At 59.0% G+C, this 21811-nt stretch carries 17 protein-coding genes; 6 read left to right on the top strand and 11 right to left on the bottom strand.

What is annotated here, in order from left to right; genetic code table 11:
* Nucleotides 1–6: 6 nt before the first annotated feature.
* Genes QEH54_RS12365 through QEH54_RS12355 form a run of 3 tightly spaced genes read right to left on the bottom strand, consistent with a single transcriptional unit; the run spans nucleotide 7 to nucleotide 2507 of the window.
* Nucleotides 7–744, bottom strand: coding sequence for an AAA family ATPase (locus tag QEH54_RS12365; RefSeq protein WP_309018992.1), 738 nt, complete (start codon nucleotides 742–744; stop codon nucleotides 7–9).
* A complete protein-coding gene (locus QEH54_RS12360; protein ID WP_309018991.1) occupies nucleotides 741–2288 on the bottom strand; it encodes a CHAD domain-containing protein in 1548 nt (515 codons plus the stop codon). Before QEH54_RS12360 ends, QEH54_RS12365 begins: the two co-directional genes overlap by 4 nt.
* A 3-nt stretch (nucleotides 2289–2291) precedes the next feature.
* Nucleotides 2292–2507 (bottom strand): ribbon-helix-helix protein, CopG family, encoded by a 216-nt coding sequence (locus QEH54_RS12355; RefSeq protein WP_309018990.1) that lies wholly within the window; start codon nucleotides 2505–2507, stop codon nucleotides 2292–2294.
* Between the two features lie 53 nt (nucleotides 2508–2560).
* Here QEH54_RS12355 and QEH54_RS12350 point away from each other — a divergent pair, with 53 nt between their 5' ends.
* Together QEH54_RS12350 and QEH54_RS12345 are read left to right on the top strand one after the other, a co-directional pair.
* On the top strand, nucleotides 2561–3169 hold the full coding sequence (locus QEH54_RS12350) for a GyrI-like domain-containing protein (protein ID WP_309018989.1): 609 nt from the start codon (nucleotides 2561–2563) through the stop codon (nucleotides 3167–3169).
* Nucleotides 3170–3189: 20 nt separating this feature from the next.
* Nucleotides 3190–3996 carry a MerR family transcriptional regulator gene (locus tag QEH54_RS12345; RefSeq protein WP_309018988.1) on the top strand — a complete coding sequence of 269 codons (807 nt, stop codon included), beginning with the start codon at nucleotides 3190–3192 and terminating at the stop codon, nucleotides 3994–3996.
* Between the two features lie 160 nt (nucleotides 3997–4156).
* Here the strand turns inward: QEH54_RS12345 and QEH54_RS12340 are convergent, their stop codons facing one another.
* The 6 genes from QEH54_RS12340 to mce form a co-directional block, all read right to left on the bottom strand.
* Entirely contained in the window at nucleotides 4157–5647 is a 1491-nt protein-coding gene (locus QEH54_RS12340) for an acetyl-CoA hydrolase/transferase family protein (RefSeq protein WP_309018987.1), read from the bottom strand.
* Nucleotides 5648–5705: 58 nt separating this feature from the next.
* A complete protein-coding gene (locus QEH54_RS12335) occupies nucleotides 5706–7166 on the bottom strand; it encodes a sodium ion-translocating decarboxylase subunit beta (RefSeq protein WP_345785657.1) in 1461 nt (486 codons plus the stop codon).
* A gap of 114 nt (nucleotides 7167–7280) precedes the next feature.
* Nucleotides 7281–7676: a biotin/lipoyl-containing protein gene (locus QEH54_RS12330; RefSeq protein ID WP_309018985.1), complete on the bottom strand. Its 396-nt coding sequence runs from the start codon at nucleotides 7674–7676 to the stop codon at nucleotides 7281–7283.
* A gap of 52 nt (nucleotides 7677–7728) precedes the next feature.
* Nucleotides 7729–8145, bottom strand: coding sequence for an OadG family protein (locus QEH54_RS12325; RefSeq protein ID WP_309018984.1), 417 nt, complete (start codon nucleotides 8143–8145; stop codon nucleotides 7729–7731).
* Between the two features lie 26 nt (nucleotides 8146–8171).
* Nucleotides 8172–9725 (bottom strand): acyl-CoA carboxylase subunit beta, encoded by a 1554-nt coding sequence (locus tag QEH54_RS12320; protein WP_309018983.1) that lies wholly within the window; start codon nucleotides 9723–9725, stop codon nucleotides 8172–8174.
* A gap of 31 nt (nucleotides 9726–9756) precedes the next feature.
* On the bottom strand, nucleotides 9757–10164 hold the full coding sequence (gene mce, locus QEH54_RS12315) for a methylmalonyl-CoA epimerase (RefSeq protein ID WP_309018982.1): 408 nt from the start codon (nucleotides 10162–10164) through the stop codon (nucleotides 9757–9759).
* A gap of 196 nt (nucleotides 10165–10360) precedes the next feature.
* Here mce and QEH54_RS12310 point away from each other — a divergent pair, with 196 nt between their 5' ends.
* From QEH54_RS12310 to meaB, 3 genes are all read left to right on the top strand, one after another.
* The gene (locus tag QEH54_RS12310) at nucleotides 10361–12448 is read left to right on the top strand and encodes a methylmalonyl-CoA mutase family protein (protein ID WP_309018981.1); all 2088 of its coding nucleotides are present in this window, start codon (nucleotides 10361–10363) and stop codon (nucleotides 12446–12448) included.
* Between the two features lie 20 nt (nucleotides 12449–12468).
* Nucleotides 12469–14640, top strand: a complete 2172-nt coding sequence (gene scpA, locus QEH54_RS12305; RefSeq protein ID WP_309018980.1) for a methylmalonyl-CoA mutase — start codon at nucleotides 12469–12471, stop codon at nucleotides 14638–14640.
* A gap of 281 nt (nucleotides 14641–14921) precedes the next feature.
* The gene (meaB, locus tag QEH54_RS12300) at nucleotides 14922–16022 is read left to right on the top strand and encodes a methylmalonyl Co-A mutase-associated GTPase MeaB (protein ID WP_309018979.1); all 1101 of its coding nucleotides are present in this window, start codon (nucleotides 14922–14924) and stop codon (nucleotides 16020–16022) included.
* Between the two features lie 64 nt (nucleotides 16023–16086).
* Here the strand turns inward: meaB and QEH54_RS12295 are convergent, their stop codons facing one another.
* Nucleotides 16087–18321 carry an ATP-binding protein gene (locus QEH54_RS12295; RefSeq protein WP_309018978.1) on the bottom strand — a complete coding sequence of 745 codons (2235 nt, stop codon included), beginning with the start codon at nucleotides 18319–18321 and terminating at the stop codon, nucleotides 16087–16089.
* Between the two features lie 533 nt (nucleotides 18322–18854).
* Between QEH54_RS12295 and QEH54_RS12290 the strand changes: the two genes are divergently transcribed.
* On the top strand, nucleotides 18855–20933 hold the full coding sequence (locus QEH54_RS12290) for a PQQ-binding-like beta-propeller repeat protein (protein ID WP_309018977.1): 2079 nt from the start codon (nucleotides 18855–18857) through the stop codon (nucleotides 20931–20933).
* Here QEH54_RS12290 and QEH54_RS12285 read toward each other — a convergent pair.
* A complete protein-coding gene (locus tag QEH54_RS12285) occupies nucleotides 20903–21811 on the bottom strand; it encodes a DUF5694 domain-containing protein (RefSeq protein WP_309018976.1) in 909 nt (302 codons plus the stop codon). The genes QEH54_RS12290 and QEH54_RS12285 overlap by 31 nt on opposite strands.

The following is a 21811-nucleotide window of genomic DNA, read 5'->3' as shown; positions in this document are numbered from 1 at the left end:
GTGCGATTACGAGGGGTCGATTTCCTGCCAAAGACGCTGGAACGCAAGACTGCTTTTATGCTTGGGGGCGAAGCAGGCCACTGGCTCGCGGTGAAGCCCCATGGCTTCGATCTGGGCGGAGTATGGGATTTCCGTATCCAGTATTCGTTTTTCGGATTCGCGCAGCGCTTGCATGATGTCGCGGTGCAGCCGCTTTCGCTGGTCCACCATTGAGAAAAAGGGGTGGATCTTTTTGCGCTTGTAGCCGCTCTTCTCGAAGAAGGCCTTCAGTTGCTCGTAGGTTCTCAGGGAAAGCGTGGTGGGGACCAGCGGCACGAGGATGGTGTCCGCGGCGCGAAAGACGTTTTCCGCGACATGGCTCAGAGAGGGCGGGCAATCGAGAATCAGGTGGTCGTATTCGCTGGCGATTTGATCGATGACCTTAGCCAGTTGCCGATTGGACCGCTTCATGCCGTCGAGCAGCGCATCGAAGTTTCGGTACGACTGGTGGGCCGGCAGCAAGTGAAGGCCACTGTGGTCGGTTTCGCGGATGGCATCGCTCAGGGCTTCGCGGTCGGAGAGGATCTTTTTCGCTCGATGCCGTTTGGGCGGGCGTACCCGACAGTAGAAGGAGGAAGCTCCTTGCTGGTCCAGGTCCACCAGCAGGGTATGGTTGCCCGCTTGGGAAGAGGCGTGGGCCAGGTTGATGGCGGCGGAGGTCTTGCCCACGCCGCCTTTGCTGCTGTAGCAGGCGATGATGCTCATGAAACCGCCTTTCGTTCAGGGGAGAACAGCGTTTTAAAACGTAGCTTGGTGTCGCGATCGTTGAACTGTACGAAACGTTTGGATACGCTGCGCCTTCTCTGGTCCTGCATGACGCCGAGCCTTGTGATCAGGCCTCCCAGGGCGGCGGCGGTCTTTCGTTCGAGATTGGGCGTTTCCTGCAGGTAGTTTGTCAGCGCGATTTGCTGAACGGAGAGATCGTTGAAGTCGCCCAACGTGTTTTGCAGGCGTTTTAGGCTTTTGATGATGATCTTGATTTCGTCCGCCGGGTAGAGGGATGCGAAAAGCTCGAGCAGGTAGCGCAGCTTCTTGCATTCGATGCGCAGCTCGTGCACATCTTCGTCGGGCGTTTCCTGGTCGATCGCGGCGCCTTGCTTGGCGACGAGCTTGTAGTGGCGATAGATTTCGGCTGCGGAGAGCTCTCCGATTGGGATGTCGCTTCGTTTGGCGCTCGATGGCTCGTCTTGGTGGAAAAACGATTCGAGGCGCTTGGCTTCGCTTTGGTAGGATTTGGACTGCAAGCGCCGGCGAACGCGCAGCAGCTCCTTCGAGCGGCCTTTTCGAAAGTCGGAGAATACGCGGTCGAGTCCTGATCGCAGGCTGGCGGGGACCATGCTGCGGTAGCTTTCCTCTGCAAGCAGGTAGACATCGAGGTCTCGAAGCCCGTTGGTGGCTTTGGCGAAGGAACCGAGCAGGGATTTCAGCTTCCGCGTTTCATCGCTGGGAAAAACGCCTTTGATCAAGGCGAGAACGGAGCGTAGTTTTCTGATCGATACGCGGTAGTCGTGAAGGAACTCCGTATCGATATCGTCGATGATTCCGGCTTCGTTTTTGCGAGCTGCCTCGACCATGACGCGAGCGATAGCGAGCACGGCCTCCTGAGCGGATTGCTCGGGCTCGAGCGTCACGGCGTTTTGCGGTTTGGGAGGCGGATCGGGGAAATCTATCGCTTGAAGAAGGGATTCCAGCAATGGTGGCGGGTTGGGCAAGGAGTTGGGGAAGTCGTCGATGGCAGCGGCGATGAGCTCCGCGTCGTCCTGATACCCGATGAGCGGTTCGAGCGTGATAACGCTGTGGTGGAGATTGGATTTCTCCGGCTTGATGGCGATCTGCGTCAGACGAGCGACGATCTTCCGGTCCTGGTTGCGCAGGTCGAAGTTGCGAGTGGATATATGGATACGGATGAGAGGGAGAGCCGCCCTGAGGTCGAGAGCGGTCTCCAGAAAACTGCGAAGGTATCCGGAGGGCAGGTCTTGCCATCGGATAGGAACCGAAAGCGTGTCGAGTTGCTGGCCGATCCTGTCGGAAACCAGGTCGCTCGCGTCCACGAGAGAGAGGTGCTGGTCGCGGAATTCAAGGACGAGGCCGGTCTTTCTTAGGATCTGATCGAAGGAATCGAAGAGCTCCACCAAGGAGCGGTCCTCACCGCTCTGGTCGACGTGATAACCCGCAAGAGTGGATGGGAAGCTTGTCAGGTCTTCGCTCGGGGCGTAGTGCCAGCGGTAGGTGATTTCGTGAAGTGGCATCGGCTAGGTTTTCTTGAGATAGTCCCGTATCAGCTTTTCGAGGATTCTCTGCACGCTAGTCTCCTCGTCGATGGCTCTCCGTTTCAAGGCCTTCAGCATTTCGCTGTCGAGGCGCAGGGACGTGTTCCTGCGCTTGCTCTTCTTGTCGTCGGCTTTGGACATGAGCGGTTGAGTTGACAGCATGACGTCACCCTTTCGGACGTCAATGAAAGTTTCCATGATAGCGCTTTCTTGCTGACTCTCCCCTTGGGGGAGGGATGATGATGGCATCGATGAAGAAGATCGACTACAAGAAAGAGCTCATGGAGCTCTATCGCCCCAGCTCCAAATCTGTGTCTTCGGTCGACGTGCCGCCGCTTCGCTATCTTATGATCGATGGCGCCGGCGCCCCGGAGTCGAAGGAGTTCGAGCAAGCCATGGAGGCTTTGTATCCATTGGCGTATACGCTCAAGTTCATGTCGAAGCAGAGCGATGCGGGCATAGACTTCGTGGTGATGCCTCTGGAGGGGCTCTGGTGGGCCGACGATATGGACGCCTACCTGGAACGTCGCCTCGACGAGTGGCGCTGGACGCTAATGATCATGCAGCCGGATTGCGTGAGCGAGGACATGGTAGCGGCCGCGCTTGAGCGCGTCAGAAAGAAGAATAATCCGGCCGCTTTGGATCGGGTACGATTCGAGGTTTACGAGGAAGGCGAATGCGCCCAAATCATGCATTTAGGGCCGTATAGCGAGGAAGGTCCGAATGTGGAAAGACTGCATGCCTTTATCGCTGAGCAAGGCAAGGAACGGGCCCTGAAGCACCATGAAATCTATTTGAGCGATCCGAGACGGGCGGCCCCGGAAAAGCTCCGTACGGTGCTGCGTCAACCCATGCGCTAGAATAGGAAAGGAGATAGGACATGACTTATTCGATTGGTGAGTTCTCTCGCATTGCTCGCGTGACGGTGAAGGCTTTGCGACTGTATCACGACCGCGGGCTGCTGGTTCCGGATTTCGTGGATCCAGAAAGTGGATACCGCTACTACGCTCCGGATCAGGTTTCGGATGCTCGCGTGATTCAAGCGCTCAAGGCGATGGGCTTTTCGCTGGCAGAGATCAAGCAGCTGCTGGAGGAATGCGTGGAGGATGGCGAACTGGTCGCTCATTTGAATGCCAAACGACGCGACTTGGAAACGAAGGTATCGTCGTTTCGCAAGTCGATCGACGAAATCGACGGGATTCTTCGCGTGACGCCATCTGGCGAAGAACTGGAGGGCAACGCTCACGAGGTGGAGGAGAAGCAGATCCCTGCGATGCTGGTGGCTGGCTATCGCATGAAGGGGCGCTATGACGAGGTGGGAAAGGGGTTCAAGGTTCTTGGTCGACATGCGGGCCGTTTCATTTCCGGTCGGGCGATGTGCTTGTATTACGATGGGGAATACAAGGAGGAGGACGCGGATATCGAACCCTGTTTCGAAGTGAAGCGAGCGGTGGACAAGGAAGGGGTAGCGTCTCGCGAGCTGCCGGGCGGGACCGCTTTGACCTATCTGTTCAAGGGGCCATACGAACGCCTGTCGGAGGGCTATGCCAAGCTGTTCGAAGTCGTCAAACGGGAGGGAGCTAAGCTGGTGTCCCCGTCGCGCGAGGTCTACCACAAGGGTCCGGGCATGATCTTGAAGGGCAACCCGGAGAAGTACCTGACGGAGATCCAGTTTTTGGTGGAGTAGGTTCAGGTTCTGGGTTCGTGGTTCTGGAGGAATTGGGGAGGGGTGCTGGTCGGGTTGTGTTGGCGTGGCGCGGCGGCCACGCCCTACCTTGAAAAAGAAAACGGCGTCCGAGTTGGACGCCGTTCGATGTTGTTTGGGAGAGAGTGTTTCTCGTTTTCGCTTACGCTGGGTTGCTGCGCATGTCGCCGGTTTCCATGAAACGCTGGTGCATGCTGAAAGCGTCGGCCAGCGTTTGCGGAGTGTGACCTCGGTTGGCGGTGACGGCGGTGAAGTATTTCTCCAGATCGGCCTTGTAGCTCGGGTGCACGCAGTGCTCGATGATGGAGCGGGCGCGTCCTTCCGGGCTCTTCCCACGCAGGTCGGCGATGCCTTGTTCGGTGATGAGAACCTGTACGCTGTGTTCGCTGTGGTCGGTGTGACTGACCAAAGGAACGATGGCGCTGATCTTGCCGCCCTTGGCGATGGAAGGGCAGGTGAAGATGGAGATGAAGGCGTTGCGGGTGAAGTCGCCCGAGCCGCCGATACCGTTCATCATCTCCTTGCCCATGACGTGGGTGCTGTTCACGTTTCCGAAAATATCCACCTCGATGGCGGTATTGATGGAAATGATACCCAAGCGACGCACGAGTTCCGGATGGTTGGAGATCTCCTGAGGACGCAGCAGGAAGCGCGGCTTGAAGAAATCCAGATTGTTGTAGACGTGGGTTAGCAGTTCCGGGCTCAGGGTGAGGGAAGTAGCGCTGGCGAAGCGAATGTGTCCGGCCTCCATGAGCTTGACCACCGAGTCCTGGATGACTTCCGAGTACATTTCGAAAGCGGGGATGTCGGGGTTGGCTCCGATGGCTCCCAGCACCGCGTTGGCGATGTTGCCCACGCCCGATTGGATCGGGAGAAATGAATGCGGAATGCGGCCGCTGTGAAGTTCGCCAGCGAGGAAGGTGGCGACGTTTTCTCCGATCTTGTTGGTGAGTTCGTCCGGTTCCTTGAAGCCGCCGTTTTCGTCGGGAAGGTTGGTGCGCACGATGCCCACGATCTTGTTGGGATCGATCTGCAGGTATTCGGTGCCGATGCGTCCGGAGCAGGTGGACAGCTGGATCGGACGACGCATAGGAGGATCGAGCGGCTCGTAGATGTCGTGCATGCCATGCACGGAATTCGAGTGGAACTCGTTGACCTCGATGATCACCTTTTCCGCGATATTGCAGATGGTGGGAGTGGCTCCCACGGAAGTGGAAAGGATGATCTTTCCGTCTGGCTGTACCTCGCTGGCTTCGATAACCGCTACGTCCACTTCGCCCAGGAATCCGTAACGCAGATTCTGCGGCAGCACCGAAAGGTGCATGTCGAAGAACTTGGTTTTTCCCAGGTTGATGTTTCCGCGAAGGTATTTGTTCGATTGGTAGGGCGTGCGCCACGCGACGGCGTCGGCTCGGGCCAGCTCTCCGTCGAGGGAGTCTCCGGTGGAGGCTCCAGTGATTACGCCGATCTTAAAGTCTCTTCCAAACTGGTGCTCTTCACGGGCCTTGGCGGCGATGGCCTTTGGTACGACCTTGGCGGCGCCAGCTGGAGTGAATCCGCTGAAGCCCACGGTCATGCCGTTGCTCACGTACGAAGCAGCTTCCTCTGGAGTGATTTCTTTCAATGTCCTCATTTTTCTTACGAGTGGCGCCACTGGATGCACCAGTGGCGCTTGAAGGGTTTTGTTGGGATTAGTGTCCGCCTCCCATTACAGTCATAAAGTAGCCCGCTACGAGGGCTGTACCAATCACGCCGGCCACGTTTGGCCCCATGGCGTGCATGAGCAGGAAGTTGCTCGAGTCCGCTTTTTGTCCTTCGACCTGGCTGACGCGGGCGGCCATGGGCACGGCGGAGACGCCGGCTGAGCCGATGAGCGGATTGATCTTGTTCTTGGAGATCAAGTTCATGCCCTTGGCCATGAAGATGCCGCAAGCGGTGGCCACGCCGAAGGCCACGATGCCGAGGCCGAGGATGGCCAAGGTCTCCGCCTTGAGAAAGCGGTCGCCGGTCATGGTGATGCCCACGCTGGTGCCCAGGAAGATCGTTACCACGTTGATCAGCTCGTTCTGTGCGGCCTTGCTGAGGCGTTCGGCCACACCGCATTCGCGGATGAAGTTGCCCAGCAAGAGCATACCGATCAGCGGCGACGCGTCCGGAACCAGAAGGATGCAGAAGATGGTGACCACCAGTGCGAAGATCAGCTTCTCCAGCTTGCTCACCTTGCGCAGGCTGCTCATGCGGATCTTTCGTTCCTTTTCCGAGGTCAACGCTCGCATGATAGGCGGCTGGATAACCGGAACCAAGGCCATGTAGCTGTAGGCTGCGACGGCGATCGGGGCCAGCAGCTCGGGAGCGAGGCTATTGGCTAGGAAAATGGAGGTCGGCCCATCGGCCCCCCCGATTATCCCGATCGAAGCGGCCTGGCTCGAGCTGAACAGTCCCGATGCCATGGCTCCTGCGTAGGTGGCGAATACGCCGAACTGGGCGGCTCCGCCCAGCAGAAGCACGCGCGGATTCGCGATCAGCGGACCGAAGTCGGTGAGCGCTCCTACTCCCAAGAAGATCAGAGGAGGGAAAAGCTCCAGCAGGATCCCCATGGAGATGTAGTGGTAGAGGCCGCCGGTGTGGGAGCTGTGCAGACGAGCGAGCTCGGTGCCCGCTACGACTTTGTCTCCCACCTTGGCGTTGGCTTCGGCCACGTTGCCGGAGGCGTCCGCCCAGACGAGGATGTCCGTCGCCTTGAGGGTGATCGTGGCTCCGTTTGCGTTGACAGTCACTTCGTCGAACTCCGTTTCCAATCCCTCGTGAAGCGCGTCGGGGCGGATCACGTAGAGCAGCAGCTGTTCGCCGCTGATCTTGGCGGAGAACTGTTCCTCGAGCAGCGCGATCGCTTCCTCCTTCGAACCGATGCGAGCCACCGTGGTGGGCATCTCGTGCATGACCGTGGGCAGCTCGATGGTCTGCCCGTAGGCGAGATTGCTGGTCACTATGCTACCGTTAACGGGAGCCAGCACCGGCCCCGCCGGGTGGTTGGTCATGTTCTTGGTCGGAAGATTCGCGAGCAGCGCTCCGAACGCGATGGGCACGAGGAGCAGAGGTTCGAAGTTCTTGAAGACTGCCAAGTAGAGCAGCACGGCGACCACGCCCCACATGACGATCATGCGCCATTCTAGAGCGAAGAGGCCTGTATTTAGGAAGAGTTCCTCAATTGCTTGCATTATATTACCTGCGTTTATTTGGCTGGTCAGCCAAGGTTTTGAGGAAGCCTACTTCAAGCTTACGAGCGGCTTGCCTTCCTCGACTGGATCGCCTGCCTTGACGTAGATGGCCCCAATGGTGCCGTCCGAGGGAGCGTTGACGATGGTGTTCATCTTCATCGCTTCCAAGGTGACGAGCTTATCGCCCGCCTTGACTTGGGCGCCTTCCTGCACGTCGACGGAAACGACGGTGCCTGCGAGTGGGCTAACGACATCGCCGAGCGCGGCGGCTGGAGGAGGAGAGGAGGGAGCAGGTGCCGAAGCGGGAGGAGCTGCTGCCGCGGAAGAGGCGGCGGAGCGAGAGCTCATGGCAGGCCACGCTTGGGAGCCCGCGTTTTCTTCGCCGATAACTTCGACGTCAACTTCGTACTGTTTGCCTTCGATAGTGATGCGTAGGCGCTTCATTTTCTTAATAATTTGGAACTGTTTTTAGATTGGTTTTCAGCGCGGCACGCAGCTAGCGAACGCGGTGAGAGGAGAAGATATCGCGACGGCCCTCTTGAGCCCAACGTCCGCCTTGAGCGACGCGAACGCCGCGGATGCGGTGCCGTTTGCCTTTCAACGTGACGTGCACCGCGGCTGCGATGAGAGCGGGGATGTGCTCGGGAACGCCGTGTGCATCGAATGGACCGGAAGAGGTCTTGGCTGCGGGAGCGGAGGCGACGGGCGCCGGCGCTGCAGCGGCTTGCTGAGCGGCCTTTCGTTTCTCGGCCCTGACGAATCCGGCGCCGATGGCGCTGGTGACCAGAGACAAGGCGATGAGCACGCACATCACGAAGACGAACCCGACCACGATGAACGTGATATTCTCGCCGAAGTCCGGCCGGGCCGGAAATCCTGCCGCGAGAAGGGCGCTTTGGTTTACGAATGTCATAATCCTTAAGGTTAAGGCCGGTTCGCTTAGAGAGGAATGTTGCCGTGCTTCTTGGGCGGACGGGTGTCGCGCTTGGAAAGCGTCAGGCGGAGGGCTTCAGCGATGGTGGCCCGCGTTTCCGAAGGCTCGATCACGTCGGTGATCATGGCGTTCGCCGCCGCCTGATAAGGCGAGGAGAACTCCTCCGCGTATTCCTCGATGAGCTCCGCGGCCCGAGCCTTGGGGTCTTCGGCGTTCTTGATCTCGTTGCGGAAGAGCACGTTAACCGCTCCGGAAGCGCCCATGACCGCGATTTCCGCGGTGGGCCAGGCGTAGACGCGGTCCGCTCCCATGTCAGCTGAGCACATGGCGAGGTAGGCTCCGCCGTAGGCCTTGCGCATGATGAGGGTGATCTTGGGTACGGTGGATGCCGCGTAGGCGAAGAGCATCTTGGCTCCGTGGCGAATGATGCCGCCGCGTTCCTGAGCGAGACCTGGCATGAAGCCGGGTACGTCGACCAGGTTTACCAGTGGTACATTATATACATTGCACGTTCTGATGAAGCGGGCGCCCTTGTCGGAGCTGTCGATGTCCAGGGTGCCGGCCTTGACCGTCGGCTGGTTGGCGATGATGCCGACCACGATGCCGCCGATACGGGCGAAACCGGTGACGATGTTTCGAGCGAAGCTCGGCATGATTTCGAAGAAGTCTGCATCGTCCACCAGGCGTTCGATGACTGCGTGAACGTCCATGGCTTCCTTGGGGGAGCCGGGAACGATCTCGTTCATGCCTTCGTCTGGGGAGAGATCGAGCTCCACTTCCAGATCGTGATTCGGATCGGTCAGATTGTTGCTCGGCAGGAAGCTGAGCAGACGGGACGCGAGCTCGAGGGCGTGCTTGTCGTCTTCGGCGATCATGTGGATGTTGCCGGAAACGGATGCGTGAGCTGCCGCGGTGGCGAACTGATCGAGCGAGGCTTGTTCTCCGGTGGCCGCCTTGATGACGTCCGGTCCGCAGATGAACATGTTGGCGTTGGACTTCGTCATGATGATGAAGTCCGCCAGGGCGGGCGAGTAGGCGGCGCCGCCGGCGCAGGGGCCAGCGATGATGGCGACTTGGGGAACGACGCCGGAAAGCAGCACGTTTTTGAAGAAGATCTGTCCGTATCCAGAAAGCGAATCCACGCCTTCCTGGATGCGAGCGCCTCCGGAGTCGTTTACGGAGATCAATGGCATGCCCGCTTCGTGAGCATAGTCCATAAGATCGCAGATCTTTTTGGCGTGGATACGTCCGACCGCGCCGCCGCCGACCGTGAAGTCCTGGCTGAAAGCGGCGACTGGGCGTCCTTCGACGAAGCCGGTGCCGCAGACCACGCCATCGTAAGGCATGAGCTTGTCCTTCATGCCGAAGCGGGTGGCGGTGTGGGCTGCGTGCATGCCGAATTCTTGGAAGGTGCCTTCGTCGAACAGGTAGAGCAGTCGCTCGCGAGCGGACATCTGTCCCTTTTCGCGGCGCTTGGCCAGTTTATCCTCGCCGCCGGCCTTCTTCGCGATTTCGCGTTTCTTGCGCAGCAGTTCTAACAATTTGGGATCGATTGCCATGGTGATAAGAATCTGAGGCTTCGACTGGTCCTTAGTCCGGCTTCTCCATGCAGAACTCGGTGAGCACTCCATGGGTGGACTTCGGATGGAGGAAGGCCACGAGCTTGTTGGCCGCCCCTTCGAAGGGTACTTCGTGGATGAGCTTCACGCCGCTGTCCTTGGCGTGTTGGAGCTGACCCTCGATATTGTCAGTGCGGAAGGCGATGTGGTGAATCCCTTCGCCTTTTTTTTCCAGGAACTTGGCGATCGGGCTCTCCGGGTCGGTCGGCTCGAGTAGCTCGATATGGACCTCGCCAGCATGGAAGAATGCCGTGCGTACCTTTTGCGATTCCACCTCTTCGGTGGCTTCGCACTTCAAACCAAGCGACTTCTCGTAGTAGGCTTTCACCTCTTCGAGATCTTTGACCGCGATGCCGATGTGATCGATTTGCTGTATCATTGGAAGTGACATATGGTGTTGTCGTGCCGAATCGGTGGCGAAATTGGACATTAGGCCTACTTAAGTCAATAATGCTTTGGATAAAATTAGCTAATTGACAAATTCGGCGAGGTTCTGATTGTGGGGCCCAGACTCGACGCTACGCGCGTTCGCGTGACGTCGGTTTTTGATTAACCTCTACGTACACCGATTTATCATGAGTGACACAGTCAAGGAACCTTTATTGGGCGACTTCGAGGCGTGCTCCTACGAGCAATGGCGCGAAGCTGCGGAGCGCCTTTTGAAAGGAGCTCCCTTCGATAAGAAGATGCTTACGAAGACCCCCGAGGGGATCGTTCTTCAGCCGATCTATCGGCGCGAGGATTGTAGCGACTTGGAGGCTGCGGAATCCGTCCCGGGCCAAGGCGACTACACTCGTGGAACGAAACCTCAGGGCTACCTGCAGGGTGGCTGGGAAGTGGCCCAGGATCTTGGAGGAGGAGCTCCAGAGGAGTTCAACAAGACTCTGCTGCATGCGTTGCAAAGCGGACAAAACGCGGTGCGCGTTCGCCTGGACGCCGCTACTCGAAACGGTCTCGACCCGGATCAGGCTCAGGAAGAGCAAGTGGGTCAGGACGGACTCTCCTTAGCTTGCGTGGAGGATCTGCGCAAGGCCTTCAAGGAAGTGGTGGCGGACGCGGTTCCCTTCTACTTCGAAACCGGCTGTTCCGGCCTTTACTTCGCGTCGCTGTTCACGGCTTGGCTGAAAGAAACAGGCGTGGATCTGGCCAAGGTCAGCGGCGGCTACAATTTCGATCCGCTCGGCGTTCTGGCCAGCGAGGGAAGCCTCTCGACGAGTCTGGACGCTCTGATGGACGAGGCGGCCGATCTGGTGAAAAGCGCGAGCGAAACCACACCGAGCTTCCGTTCCATCGGCGTGAGCGGTTGGCCTTTGCATGCTGCTGGCGCCAGCGCTACGGAAGAGCTGGCCGGCGTTTTGGCCAACGGCGTCTTCTATATAAGAGAACTGGTCAAGCGCGGCGTCGACGTTGATCTAGCGGCCAAGCAACTGCAGTTCAACCTCGCCATCGGTCCCGACTTCTTCATGGAAGTGGCGAAGCTGCGGGCCGCTCGCAAACTGTGGGCGAAGATCGTCACCTCCATGGGCGGTTCAGCCGAAGCGGCGAAGATGAGCCTGCACGCTCGCACCGGCGTGTACAACAAGACCAAGCACGATCCATACGTGAACATGTTGCGCGGCACCACGGAAGCGTTTTCCGCTGTGGTGGGCGGCGCGGACAGCATCTGCGTCGGACGGTTCGATGAGATTCTCCGCCCCAACAACGAGTTCGCGAACCGCATCGCTCGCAACGTCCAGCTGGTCCTGCAGGAAGAGTGCGAACTCACTGCGGTGGTGGATCCAGCGGGCGGCTCCTGGTACGTGGAAAATCTTACCAGCGAGCTCTCGAAGGTCGCTTGGAAAGCCTTCCAAGGTATCGAAAAGGAAGGTGGCGCATTCGAGTCACTGAAAAGTGGATACGTTCAGGGTGTCGTCGCTGCGACGCGCTCCGCCAAGGAGAAGATGCTTGGCCAGAAACGTATCCGTCTTGTCGGTACGAACAATTATCCGAACCTGCAGGAAAAACCGCTGGAAGGACAAGGCGTAGGCGTCGGGGCATTGAAGGCGGATCGCTCGGAAGCGATTGCTGCCGCTCGGGCCAAGGACGTTTCCATAAAATGTTCCGGCTGTCTGGAAGGCGCTGCTGCAAACGGAGCGACGATCGGACAGATGGTTGCAGCCTTGCGCAAGGTGGCTGACGAAAAGCCAAGCTGCGAAGCGTTGCCCAACAAGCGTCTCGCGGAGATCTACGAAGACCTTCGCGCCGCGTCGGCAGCCTACGCCGCCAAGCACGGCCATGGACCGAAGCTGTTCCTGGCTAACTTGGGACCGCTCAAGAAGCACAAGGCCCGGGCCGACTTCACGCGCTCCTTCTTCGAGGCGGGCGGTTTCGACGTGATTTTCCCCAAGGGCTTCGACGATGACGTGTCAGCGGTGGAAGCCTTCAAGGAAAGCGGTTCCAAGCTGGTCGCCATTTGCGGCACCGATCCGGACTATGAGGAACGCGTTCCGACGCTGGCCAAAGCCCTCAAGGAAGCGACTGCGGACTGCACGATCATCCTCGCCGGCTATCCCGGCGACAAGGAAGCGGCATACCGCGAAGCTGGCATGGACGACTACATATTCATCAAGTCCGACAACTACGAAACCAACAAGAAGTTCCTGGTGGAACTGGGAGCCCTCTAAACCGCGAGCACGATTTTAAAATGAAAGATGTGGATTTCACTTCTATAGATTTCGAGGCCGGCGTTTCGGGAGCCGATGTTGGCGCCTGGGAAAAGGACCTCGAAGCAAAGACAGGGCAAAACGCGGACGCGTTCGTATCGGAAACGATGGAGCGCATCGACGTAAAGCCGCTGTATACGAAAAAGGACTACGAAGGCATGGAGCACCTCGGCTACACCGCCGGTATCGCTCCTTTCCTGCGCGGACCGTACGCCACGATGTACGTTTTCCGTCCGTGGACCGTTCGGCAGTACGCTGGCTTCTCGACTGCTGAGGAGTCGAACGCCTTCTATCGCCGCAATATCGCCGCCGGTCAGCAAGGCCTTTCCGTCGCCTTCGACTTGGCGACTCACCGCGGTTATGACAGCGATCACCCGCGCGTGGCGGGCGACGTCGGCAAGGCTGGGGTGGCCATCGATTCGGTGGAAGACATGAAGGTGCTGTTCGACGGCATCGACTTGGACAAGGTCTCCGTTTCCATGACCATGAACGGGGCGGTTATCCCGGTCCTGGCGTTCTACATCGCGGCGGCGTTGGAGCAGGGGTGTTCTCTGGAGCAGCTTAGCGGCACCATCCAGAACGACATCCTCAAGGAGTTCATGGTGCGCAACACCTACATCTACCCGCCGGCGCCATCGATGAAGATCATTGGCGACATCTTCGAGTACACCTCGCAGAACATGCCGAAGTTCAATTCCATCTCCATCTCCGGCTACCACATGCAGGAAGCCGGGGCGACTGCGGACTTGGAAATGGGCTACACGCTGGCGGACGGCCTTGAGTACCTCCGCACCGGTGTGGAAGCGGGGCTGGATATCGACGCCTTCGCTCCGCGTCTGTCCTTCTTCTGGGCGATCGGCAAAAACTACTTCATGGAAGTGGCCAAGATGCGCGCCGCTCGCTGCTTGTGGGCGAAAATCGTCAGCCAGTTCAATCCGAAGAACGACAAGTCGCTGGCTCTGCGCACGCACTCGCAGACTTCCGGCTGGTCGCTCACCGAGCAGGACCCGTTCAACAACGTGGCCCGTACCGCCATCGAAGCCATGGCTGCGGCCTGCGGTCACACTCAGTCCTTGCACACCAACGCTCTGGACGAGGCCATCGCCCTGCCGACCGACTTCTCGGCTCGCATTGCCCGCAATACCCAGCTCTTCCTGCAGGAAGAAACCGGTATCTGCAATGTCATCGACCCATGGGGCGGCAGCTACTACGTCGAGTCGCTCACCAAGGAGCTCATGGAGAAGGCCTGGGGCCATATCCAGGAGATCGAATCCTTGGGCGGCATGACAAAGGCTATCGAAGAAGGCATCCCCAAGCTTCGTATCGAGGAAGCGGCGGCTCGTCGCCAAGCTCGCATCGACAGCGGCAAGGAAACCATCGTCGGCCTAAACAAGTACCGTTTGGCCAAGGAAGATCCACTAGAGATCCTCGATATCGACAACTCCGCGGTGCGCGACTCACAGGTCAAGCGCCTCGAGCAGCTGCGGGCCAACCGCGACGAAGCGGCTTGTCGCAAGGCGCTGGAAGCCATCGAACGCTGCGCGGCCGGCGAGAAGGGCAACCTGCTCGGATTGGCGGTCGAAGCGGCGCGTTGCCGGGCCTCGTTGGGAGAAATCTCCGACGCCATGGAAGCGACCTTCGGACGCTACAAGGCTCAGATCCGCTCCATCTCTGGCGTTTACTCAAAAGAATTCGGAAAGGACAAAGGCGTGGACGAAGTGAAGGAACTCATCAATCAGTTCGTGGAAAAGGAAGGACGTCGTCCGCGTATCCTGATCGCCAAGCTTGGTCAGGACGGACACGACCGTGGAGCGAAGGTGGTTTCGACCGCTTACGCCGACCTCGGATTCGACGTGGACATCGGGCCGCTTTTCCAGACTCCGGAAGAAGCCGCTCGTCAAGCGGTGGAAAACGACGTGCACGTGGTCGCTATGAGCTCGCTGGCCGCGGGTCACAAGACGCTGCTTCCCATGCTCGTAGCCGAGCTCAAGAAGTACGATCGTGAGGACATCATGGTCGTGTGCGGCGGCGTGATCCCGGTACAGGATTACGAGTTCCTCTACGAAAACGGAGCTTCCGCTATTTTCGGTCCCGGCACCGTGATCCCGAACTCCGCCAAGGAGACCTTGAAGCTCTTGCTCAAGGACCTCTAGTCAGTCTGTCTGAATCGTCACTCTCGCGACGCGCCGCTTGTAGAAATGCAGGCGGCGCGTTTTCGTGGGCGAAGGAGAGGCGCGTGGAGCTGGCACGTTCCGCAGGAACGCGGCTCCATGGTGTAGGTCGCCGCGCTGAGGCGACAAAGATGGCGGGTCGACGCCCCGCCCTGCAAACTGAAAACCGAAAGGCATCTTGCCTGTTTGTCGCAGACTATGAAAAACTGAAGATCTGGTTAGGCCCGACCTCGTGATCAGCAGCTCTCAAACGATTTTTCCCGATGAAACCCAAAACGATCAAGTGCAACCCAGAATGGCATCCAAAGGATGCGGACAAGTCGCTCTACGCTGGCGAAATCGTGAGCGGCATTTCAATCTCCGATCGACCGAACGCAGGGCGGCGGCGCAAGGCTCCTCTCGACGCGGATAAAGCGGTAGAAGGTATCGAGAATGGCAATACAGCGTTGCTCGCGCGGGCCATCACTATGGTGGAGAGCGAAGCGACCGCTCATAAGGAAATCGCCCGCGAAGTGGTGCGTCGCTGTTTGCCCGCATCCGGAAAGTCGATACGCGTCGGGATAACGGGCACTCCGGGAGCGGGAAAGAGCACCTTCATCGAGTGCCTCGGCAAGAAGCTTTGCGCCGCAGGCCACAAGCTCGCCGTATTGGCGGTGGACCCGAGCAGTTCGGTCAGCGGCGGCAGCATCTTGGGCGACAAGACCCGTATGGAAGAGCTTTCGCGTATGCCGAACGTATTCATTCGTCCATCGCCTTCAGGTTGCACGCTCGGCGGTGTGGCAGCTAAGACGCGCGAATCGATTCTGTTGTGCGAAGCCGCTGGATACGACGTGATTCTAGTCGAAACGGTTGGCGTCGGGCAAAGCGAGGTCGCGGTTCGCTCTATGGTGGATTTCTTTCTCTTGCTGCAGATCGCGGGAGCGGGCGACGAGCTTCAGGGCATCAAGAAAGGGGTGATCGAGATGGCGGACGCCATCGTGGTGACCAAGGCCGATGGAAACAATGTCACGCGAGCCCGGGCGGCGCGATCCGAGTACGAGCGGGTGATGCGTTTTCTGCATCCGTACACGCCCAAGTGGAAGCCCAAGGCCATGGCCTGTTCCTCCGTCACCGGCGAAGGGGTGGATGAAATTTGGGAGATGATCACCGGATTCGAGCAATTCCTGAAGGAGAACGGCGTCTTCGAGTCGCGTCGGGCGGCCCAGAATTCCCAGTGGTTCAAGACGCTGCTGGAGGAAAGCGCCTTGCGGCTTTTCTATCAGAAGAGCGAAGTGAAGGGCTGTCTATCCGAGGTTCGCGACAAGGTGGCGGCTGGCGAGCTCACCGTGATGGAAGCCGTTGAACGCGTTCTGCAAACGTATTGAGGATAAGGATACGCGTTTGGGGCCGCCTGGAGGGCTTTGCGTTATGTCGGTCGCGGCAACGGGCCTACTGACTTGCGGTTCCGTTGCTGTCCACGCTGAACTGAGCGATTTCCCGAATTGTGCGCGAAACGATTTCTTTGGTTTCCGGGAAGAGCGAAATCGCTTTTTCCTTTTCGTTCTGCACGCAGTGCTGCTCCATGGTTTTGGTGATGAGGAAAAGCCGCTGGGCGCCGTAGTTGGCGGCGGAGCCTTTTATCTGATGCGAAAGAAAGCGTAGCCGTTCGGCGTCGGCGTTCGATTCGACCGCTTCTTGCAGCTGGCTCAAGGTGTCGTCCAGATTCGAAAGGAAGAACTCCAGCAGATTGTTGATGACCGCGTACTCTTCCTCGTACATCTCAATCAGATTCGTCGGGTCGAAAAGGGGTTCGCACGAGAGGGCTCTGGCGAACTCGTCTCCGGAATTGTCACGGGGCTCCTCGGGGATTTTGTGCACGGAGGGGCTCTTTTTTCCGCCCACCCATTTGTGGAGAGCTTTGGCCAGCAAGGCGGCCCGCAGCGGTTTGGTGAGGTAGTCGTCCATGCCGGCGGCGAGGCACTCTTCACGGTCGCCACTCATGGCGTTGGCGGTGAGGGCGATGATGATCACGTCCTTGTTGGTGGCTCCCACTTCCCCGCGGCGAATAGCCCGCGAGGCCTCGTACCCGTCCATATCGGGCATCATGCAATCCATCAGCACGATGTCGTACGGCTCGTCTCTGAGGGTTTCGAGGGCTTCGATGCCGTTGGCGGCGGTTTTCGCCTTGATGCCATGACGTTGTTCGAGGAGCTGGGAAGCGATCAAGCGGTTGGTGATGTTGTCGTCCACCAGCAGGAGGCGCAGCGACTCGTAGCGCTGAAAAGCGATGCCTTTTCGTTGGGCGTCGGAGGAATCGTCTGCCGATGCGTTCCCAGCGAGGCAATCGTGAAGGCGCCCGATGGTGACAGGTTTTGCGAGGCTGTTGGGATCGTCCAGGGTCCAGTCGCGGCCGTCCTGAGCGCGGCAGAGGGTGATGATTCGGGTACGACTGGCTTGCAGGATGTCCTCCGCGGCTTTCTTCCAGCTCTCCCTATGCCGATCTGCCCGCTTTTGATCGATCAGGAAGATGTCGTAGCTCGGTCGCTCTGGTGTATCCAATTTGCTGATATTCTCGAATAGATCCTTCATGGAGCCCGAGTCAGTCACTTGGCAGTCCCAGTAGGTGAGCCAGCGGGAAAGGTAGGCGCGGTTCGTCTCGTTGGAGTCGACGATCAGCACGCGTTTTCCGGCGATCTTTTCCGTGTCGAAGGAGTGCCGACCATGGGGGCGCTCATTGGGGTGGGGGATCTGCAGCCAGAAGGTGGTGCCTACGTTTTCGTTGCTAGCGACGCCGATTTCCCCTCCCATGAGCTCGACGAACTTTTTGGCGATGGCCAGGCCGAGTCCGGTGCCGCCGAACTTGCGGGTGGTGGAGGAGTTGGCTTGGGAGAAGGTTTCGAAGAGGCGTTCCTGGGCCTGGGCGCTGATGCCGACTCCGGTATCCATTATCTCGATGAACAGGCTGTTTCCGATGATGGGGTTGAGCAGCACGCTGGCCTTCACCACGACTTCGCCTTTGTCGGTGAACTTCACCGCGTTGCTGACGATGTTTGAGATCACTTGCCGAATGCGAAGCGGGTCGCCGAGGCATTGGTAGTCGTGCTGCGGATCGGTATCGCAGACGATTTCCAGCCCTTTGGCATGAGCGCTGGCGCTATGGAGTTCGCATACGCTTTCCAGCAGTTCGCGGGCGTCGAAGACGATGCGCTCGAGATTCATCTTGCCCGCTTCGATCTTGGAGATGTCGAGGATGTCGTTGATGATGAGCAGCAGGTCCTCCGAGCAGTTTTGGGCAGTTTTGAGGAGCTTGCGTTTGGACGCCGGCAGGCCGTCTTCGATGAGGGTGAGCACGCCGACCAATCCGTTCATGGGAGTGCGGATCTCGTGGCTCATGGTGGCCAGAAACTGGCTCTTGGCATGGGCTGAGGCCTCCGCCTTTTCCTTGGCGATGGTCAATTCCTCGTTGGATCTTTCCAGCTCGAGCAAGGTCTCTTCCAGCTGACGATTGCGCTCCTCTACCTGTTCCTCCAATTCCTTGGCAGCGCGCCCGATGGAGCTGTTTTCAGCCGCTTGGGTCGCCCGCTCCACCTGATGCGTGAGCGACGCGTTGATCCTCTCCAGTTCCTGGATACGCTCGCGAAGGGCTTCGTTCGCTTTGGCAAGATCGTGGTCGGAGGTGCTCATGTTACTTGGCTTCGGAAGGACGGTGGGGGCCTATCCGATCGCGATCCCGGTCAGCGGTTGAGTATCCAAAGGGTTTCCGAACTGCTCGCCAGAGGTGGTGACGCCGGTGGCATTGCAATGCGAACGGCTTTGGGACTCTAGGTCGGTGAGGCCACTAGCCCCTATCTCTAATCTAGGAGGTGGGCAATCGCAAGCGGTGGGGAGCTGAATCGTCTCGGTAGCGCTCTTCGCAGCAGGCTGAGGGTGAGACTCAAGACGGGAAATGGAACGGTGGGAGTAGGAAACCATGGTTGGAAGACGACGAGCGTTTTTCAGTCCGCGAAGGAGCTGAGGAGGGCAACATAAGCAATGTCGGGCCGCCCGCTACGCGAGTCGTCGCTTTCTCAGATTTCTTACAAGGGGCGATGGATTCGTCGGCGTTCCGCAGTTGGGCGACTGGTTTCGGGGATTGCCAAACATCGTGCGGATTCGCATTGCTAGTCCTCATGCCCCGCTTGTTTCTCGCTGTAGCGACATTGGTCGCTCACCTCCCCATGCCTCTTCACGCTGCCGCTTCGGCGGACTGGAAAACGTACTTGGGCGACGCCGCCTCGAGTCAGTTTTCGACCTTGGATCAGATCACTGTTCGGAACGTGCATCAGCTGGAACTGGCTTGGCAATGGCAGGGAGGCGCGGACGATCCGGACGGTCGCAGCCAGATCCAATGCAATCCGCTGGTGATCGAAGGCGCGCTCTACGGAACCGACGCCCGGCTCGATCTGGTGGCTATCGATGCAGCGACGGGCCAGCAACTCTGGCGCCTGGATCCCTACGAGGGACTCGACTCGAACGAAGGTCGGGGCGTGAATCGCGGCCTGGCGTATTGGGAGAATGGAGACGAGAAACGAATCCTTTTCGGGGTCAACCGTTACCTGATCGCGATCGATCCAGGGACCGGGCGGCGCATCGCGGATTTCGGCGTCGATGGCCGCGTCGATTTGAAGGCCGAACTGGGACGCGACGTGGAAGGCTACCAAGTGCAGGCCAACACGCCTGGCGTCGTCTTCGAGAATCTCATCATCATGGGCATGCGGGTAGGCGAGGGGCCTGCTCCTTCCGCTCCGGGTCCGATCCGAGCGTACGACGTTCGCACCGGCGAGCTGGTTTGGAAGTTCAACACCATCCCGCGCCCGGGCGAATTCGGCTACGACACCTGGCCGGAAGACGCCTATCTGAAAACCGGGGGAGCCAATGTCTGGACGGGCATGTCGATCGATCGCGAACGCGGCATGGTTTTTTGTCCGACCGGCTCGGCGGCTTTCGACTTTTGGGGCGGGGATCGCCTCGGTCAGAATCTATTCGCCAACTGCTTGCTGGCGCTCGACGCCCGTACTGGAGAACGCATCTGGCACTACCAATTCGTGCACCACGACATTTGGGACCGCGATTTGCCGGCACCGCCCAATCTGTTTACGATGCAGCGAGACGGAGAGGTCATCCCAGCGGTAGCCCAGATCACCAAATCCGGACACGTTTTCGTGTTTCATCGCGAGACCGGAGAGCCGCTCTATCCGATCGAGGAAATTCCAGTGCCATGGTCTGACCTAGCGGGCGAGCAAGCCTGGCCGACGCAGCCGCTGCCGACCAAACCGGAGCCGTTCGCTCGTCAGGTTTTCAGTTATGACCTGATCACCGACGTTTCCCCCGAATCCCATAAGGAAGCGCTCGATCGCTTCGTGACCCTGAAACCTCACACCCCTTTCATGCCCCCGAGTCAGGAGGGAACGATCATTTTCCCCGGCTACGACGGGGGTGGCGAATGGGGTGGAGCGGCGGTCGATCCGCAAGGCGTCATTTACATCAACTCCAACGAGATGCCGTGGATCCTCACCATGGTCGATACCACGAAGGCGACCGGAACCGGCGAGCGCATCTACATGCAGAACTGCGCCGGCTGCCACGGCGCGGACCGAAGCGGAAGCCCTGCCCAGAACATTCCCGCCTTGCTGAATGTGGGAGAGCGTCTGTCGCCGCAGGACGTTTCGGATCGCATCGAGTTGGGCAAAGGCGTAATGCCTGCCTTCGGCTTCTTTGCGGACTCGGATCGCGACGCCATCGTGGACTATCTCTTGACGGTGGACTCCGGCGATCGGCATGAAATCGAAGCCACCGCGTCCAGCGATGAGGCGTCGCAGCCGCGGCGTCCGTGGACCCACACCGGCTACAACCGCTGGTTTGATTCGAAAGGCTACCCTGCGGTGAAGCCGCCTTGGGGCACCCTGAACGCCATCGACCTCAACACCGGCGAGTACCTTTGGAAAACGACGCTCGGCATCGTGCCGGAACTCGTGGAAAAAGGGCTGCCGCCGACCGGTACCGAAAACTACGGCGGTCCGGTGGTCACGGCGGGAGGGCTGCTGTTTATCGGAGCCAGCAAGGACGAGTATTTTCGCGCGTTCGACCGGGCGACGGGAGAGGAGCTTTGGCGCTACAAGCTGCCCGCGGGCGGCTACTCGACGCCGTCCACCTACGAGGTCGATGGGCGGCAGTACGTGGTGATCGCCTGCGGTGGTGGAAAAATGGGTACAAAGAGCGGCGACTACTATTTGGCGTTCGCGTTAGCGGACAAGTAGGCAAGAGCGTCGACGAGTTCGAATTCCGGGTCGTCGCGGAAGATGCTGCGAAGGCTGCCCACGTGGCCGGTGCCGACGATCAGTAGAATGCGCTGGCAACCGGTTTCCAGCTGTCGTGTGACAATGTTCGAGTAGATCTTGAAATCTCTGTTTTTGAATATCGAGATCAGCTCGGCTCCGATGTATTCAGTTTCCAAGTATGACTCAGGCGGTACGCGTTCGTCGGGATTCGAGAAAGTGCCGTTACGGACGCGGGCGGGCGCCATGTAGCGAAGATGGTAGATCTTGTTGTAGGCTTCCGGTGTATTCAGAAAGTGGAGAAAGCCGTAGAAGGACAGGTCGCCGTCGCCCAGTTGCTGGTACTTCGCGATGGCGAATTCCCGAAGCTCCTTTCCCGCTTCGCGGTAGATCTCGATGTTGTCGCCATTGGTGAGGATTCCCTGCGAGGTGCCGCCGATCGAATTCACGCAATGCACTTGATCCAGCCCCAGCGTTAGGGCGATGGGGAAGGCCAGCTGGTAAAGCTCGTGTCGCGGATACTCTAGGCGCGAGGGATCCAAAGCGTTCTCGCGGAAGAGAGCGTATTCCTCGTCGGTTTTCTCCTGTCGGCTGGGCAGGACTTCGATCATCACCGCGTCGGGAGCGAAGGCGACGATCTCGTCTCGAAATCGTTCGAGCGAAGCCTGATTTTCCGGGCTCAACACATCGGTCTTTGGCTGGCCTTCCCGATAGGTTTGGCTGAGATGATCGGTTCCCAGGATCAGGATCTCAGGTTTGGCGCTCGCGAGCGTGGTGGCGGCCAGCGCGATGGCCAGCAAAGCAACGCGCGGGAAACGCTGCAGCGCAGGGAGACGAGAGTAGAAGGGCGAATCAGGCAC

It is taken from the genome of Pelagicoccus sp. SDUM812003, assembly GCF_031127815.1.
In the GTDB taxonomy this organism is placed as follows: Bacteria; Verrucomicrobiota; Verrucomicrobiia; order Opitutales; family Opitutaceae; genus Pelagicoccus.
This window is presented reverse-complemented; position numbering and strand designations above follow the sequence as displayed.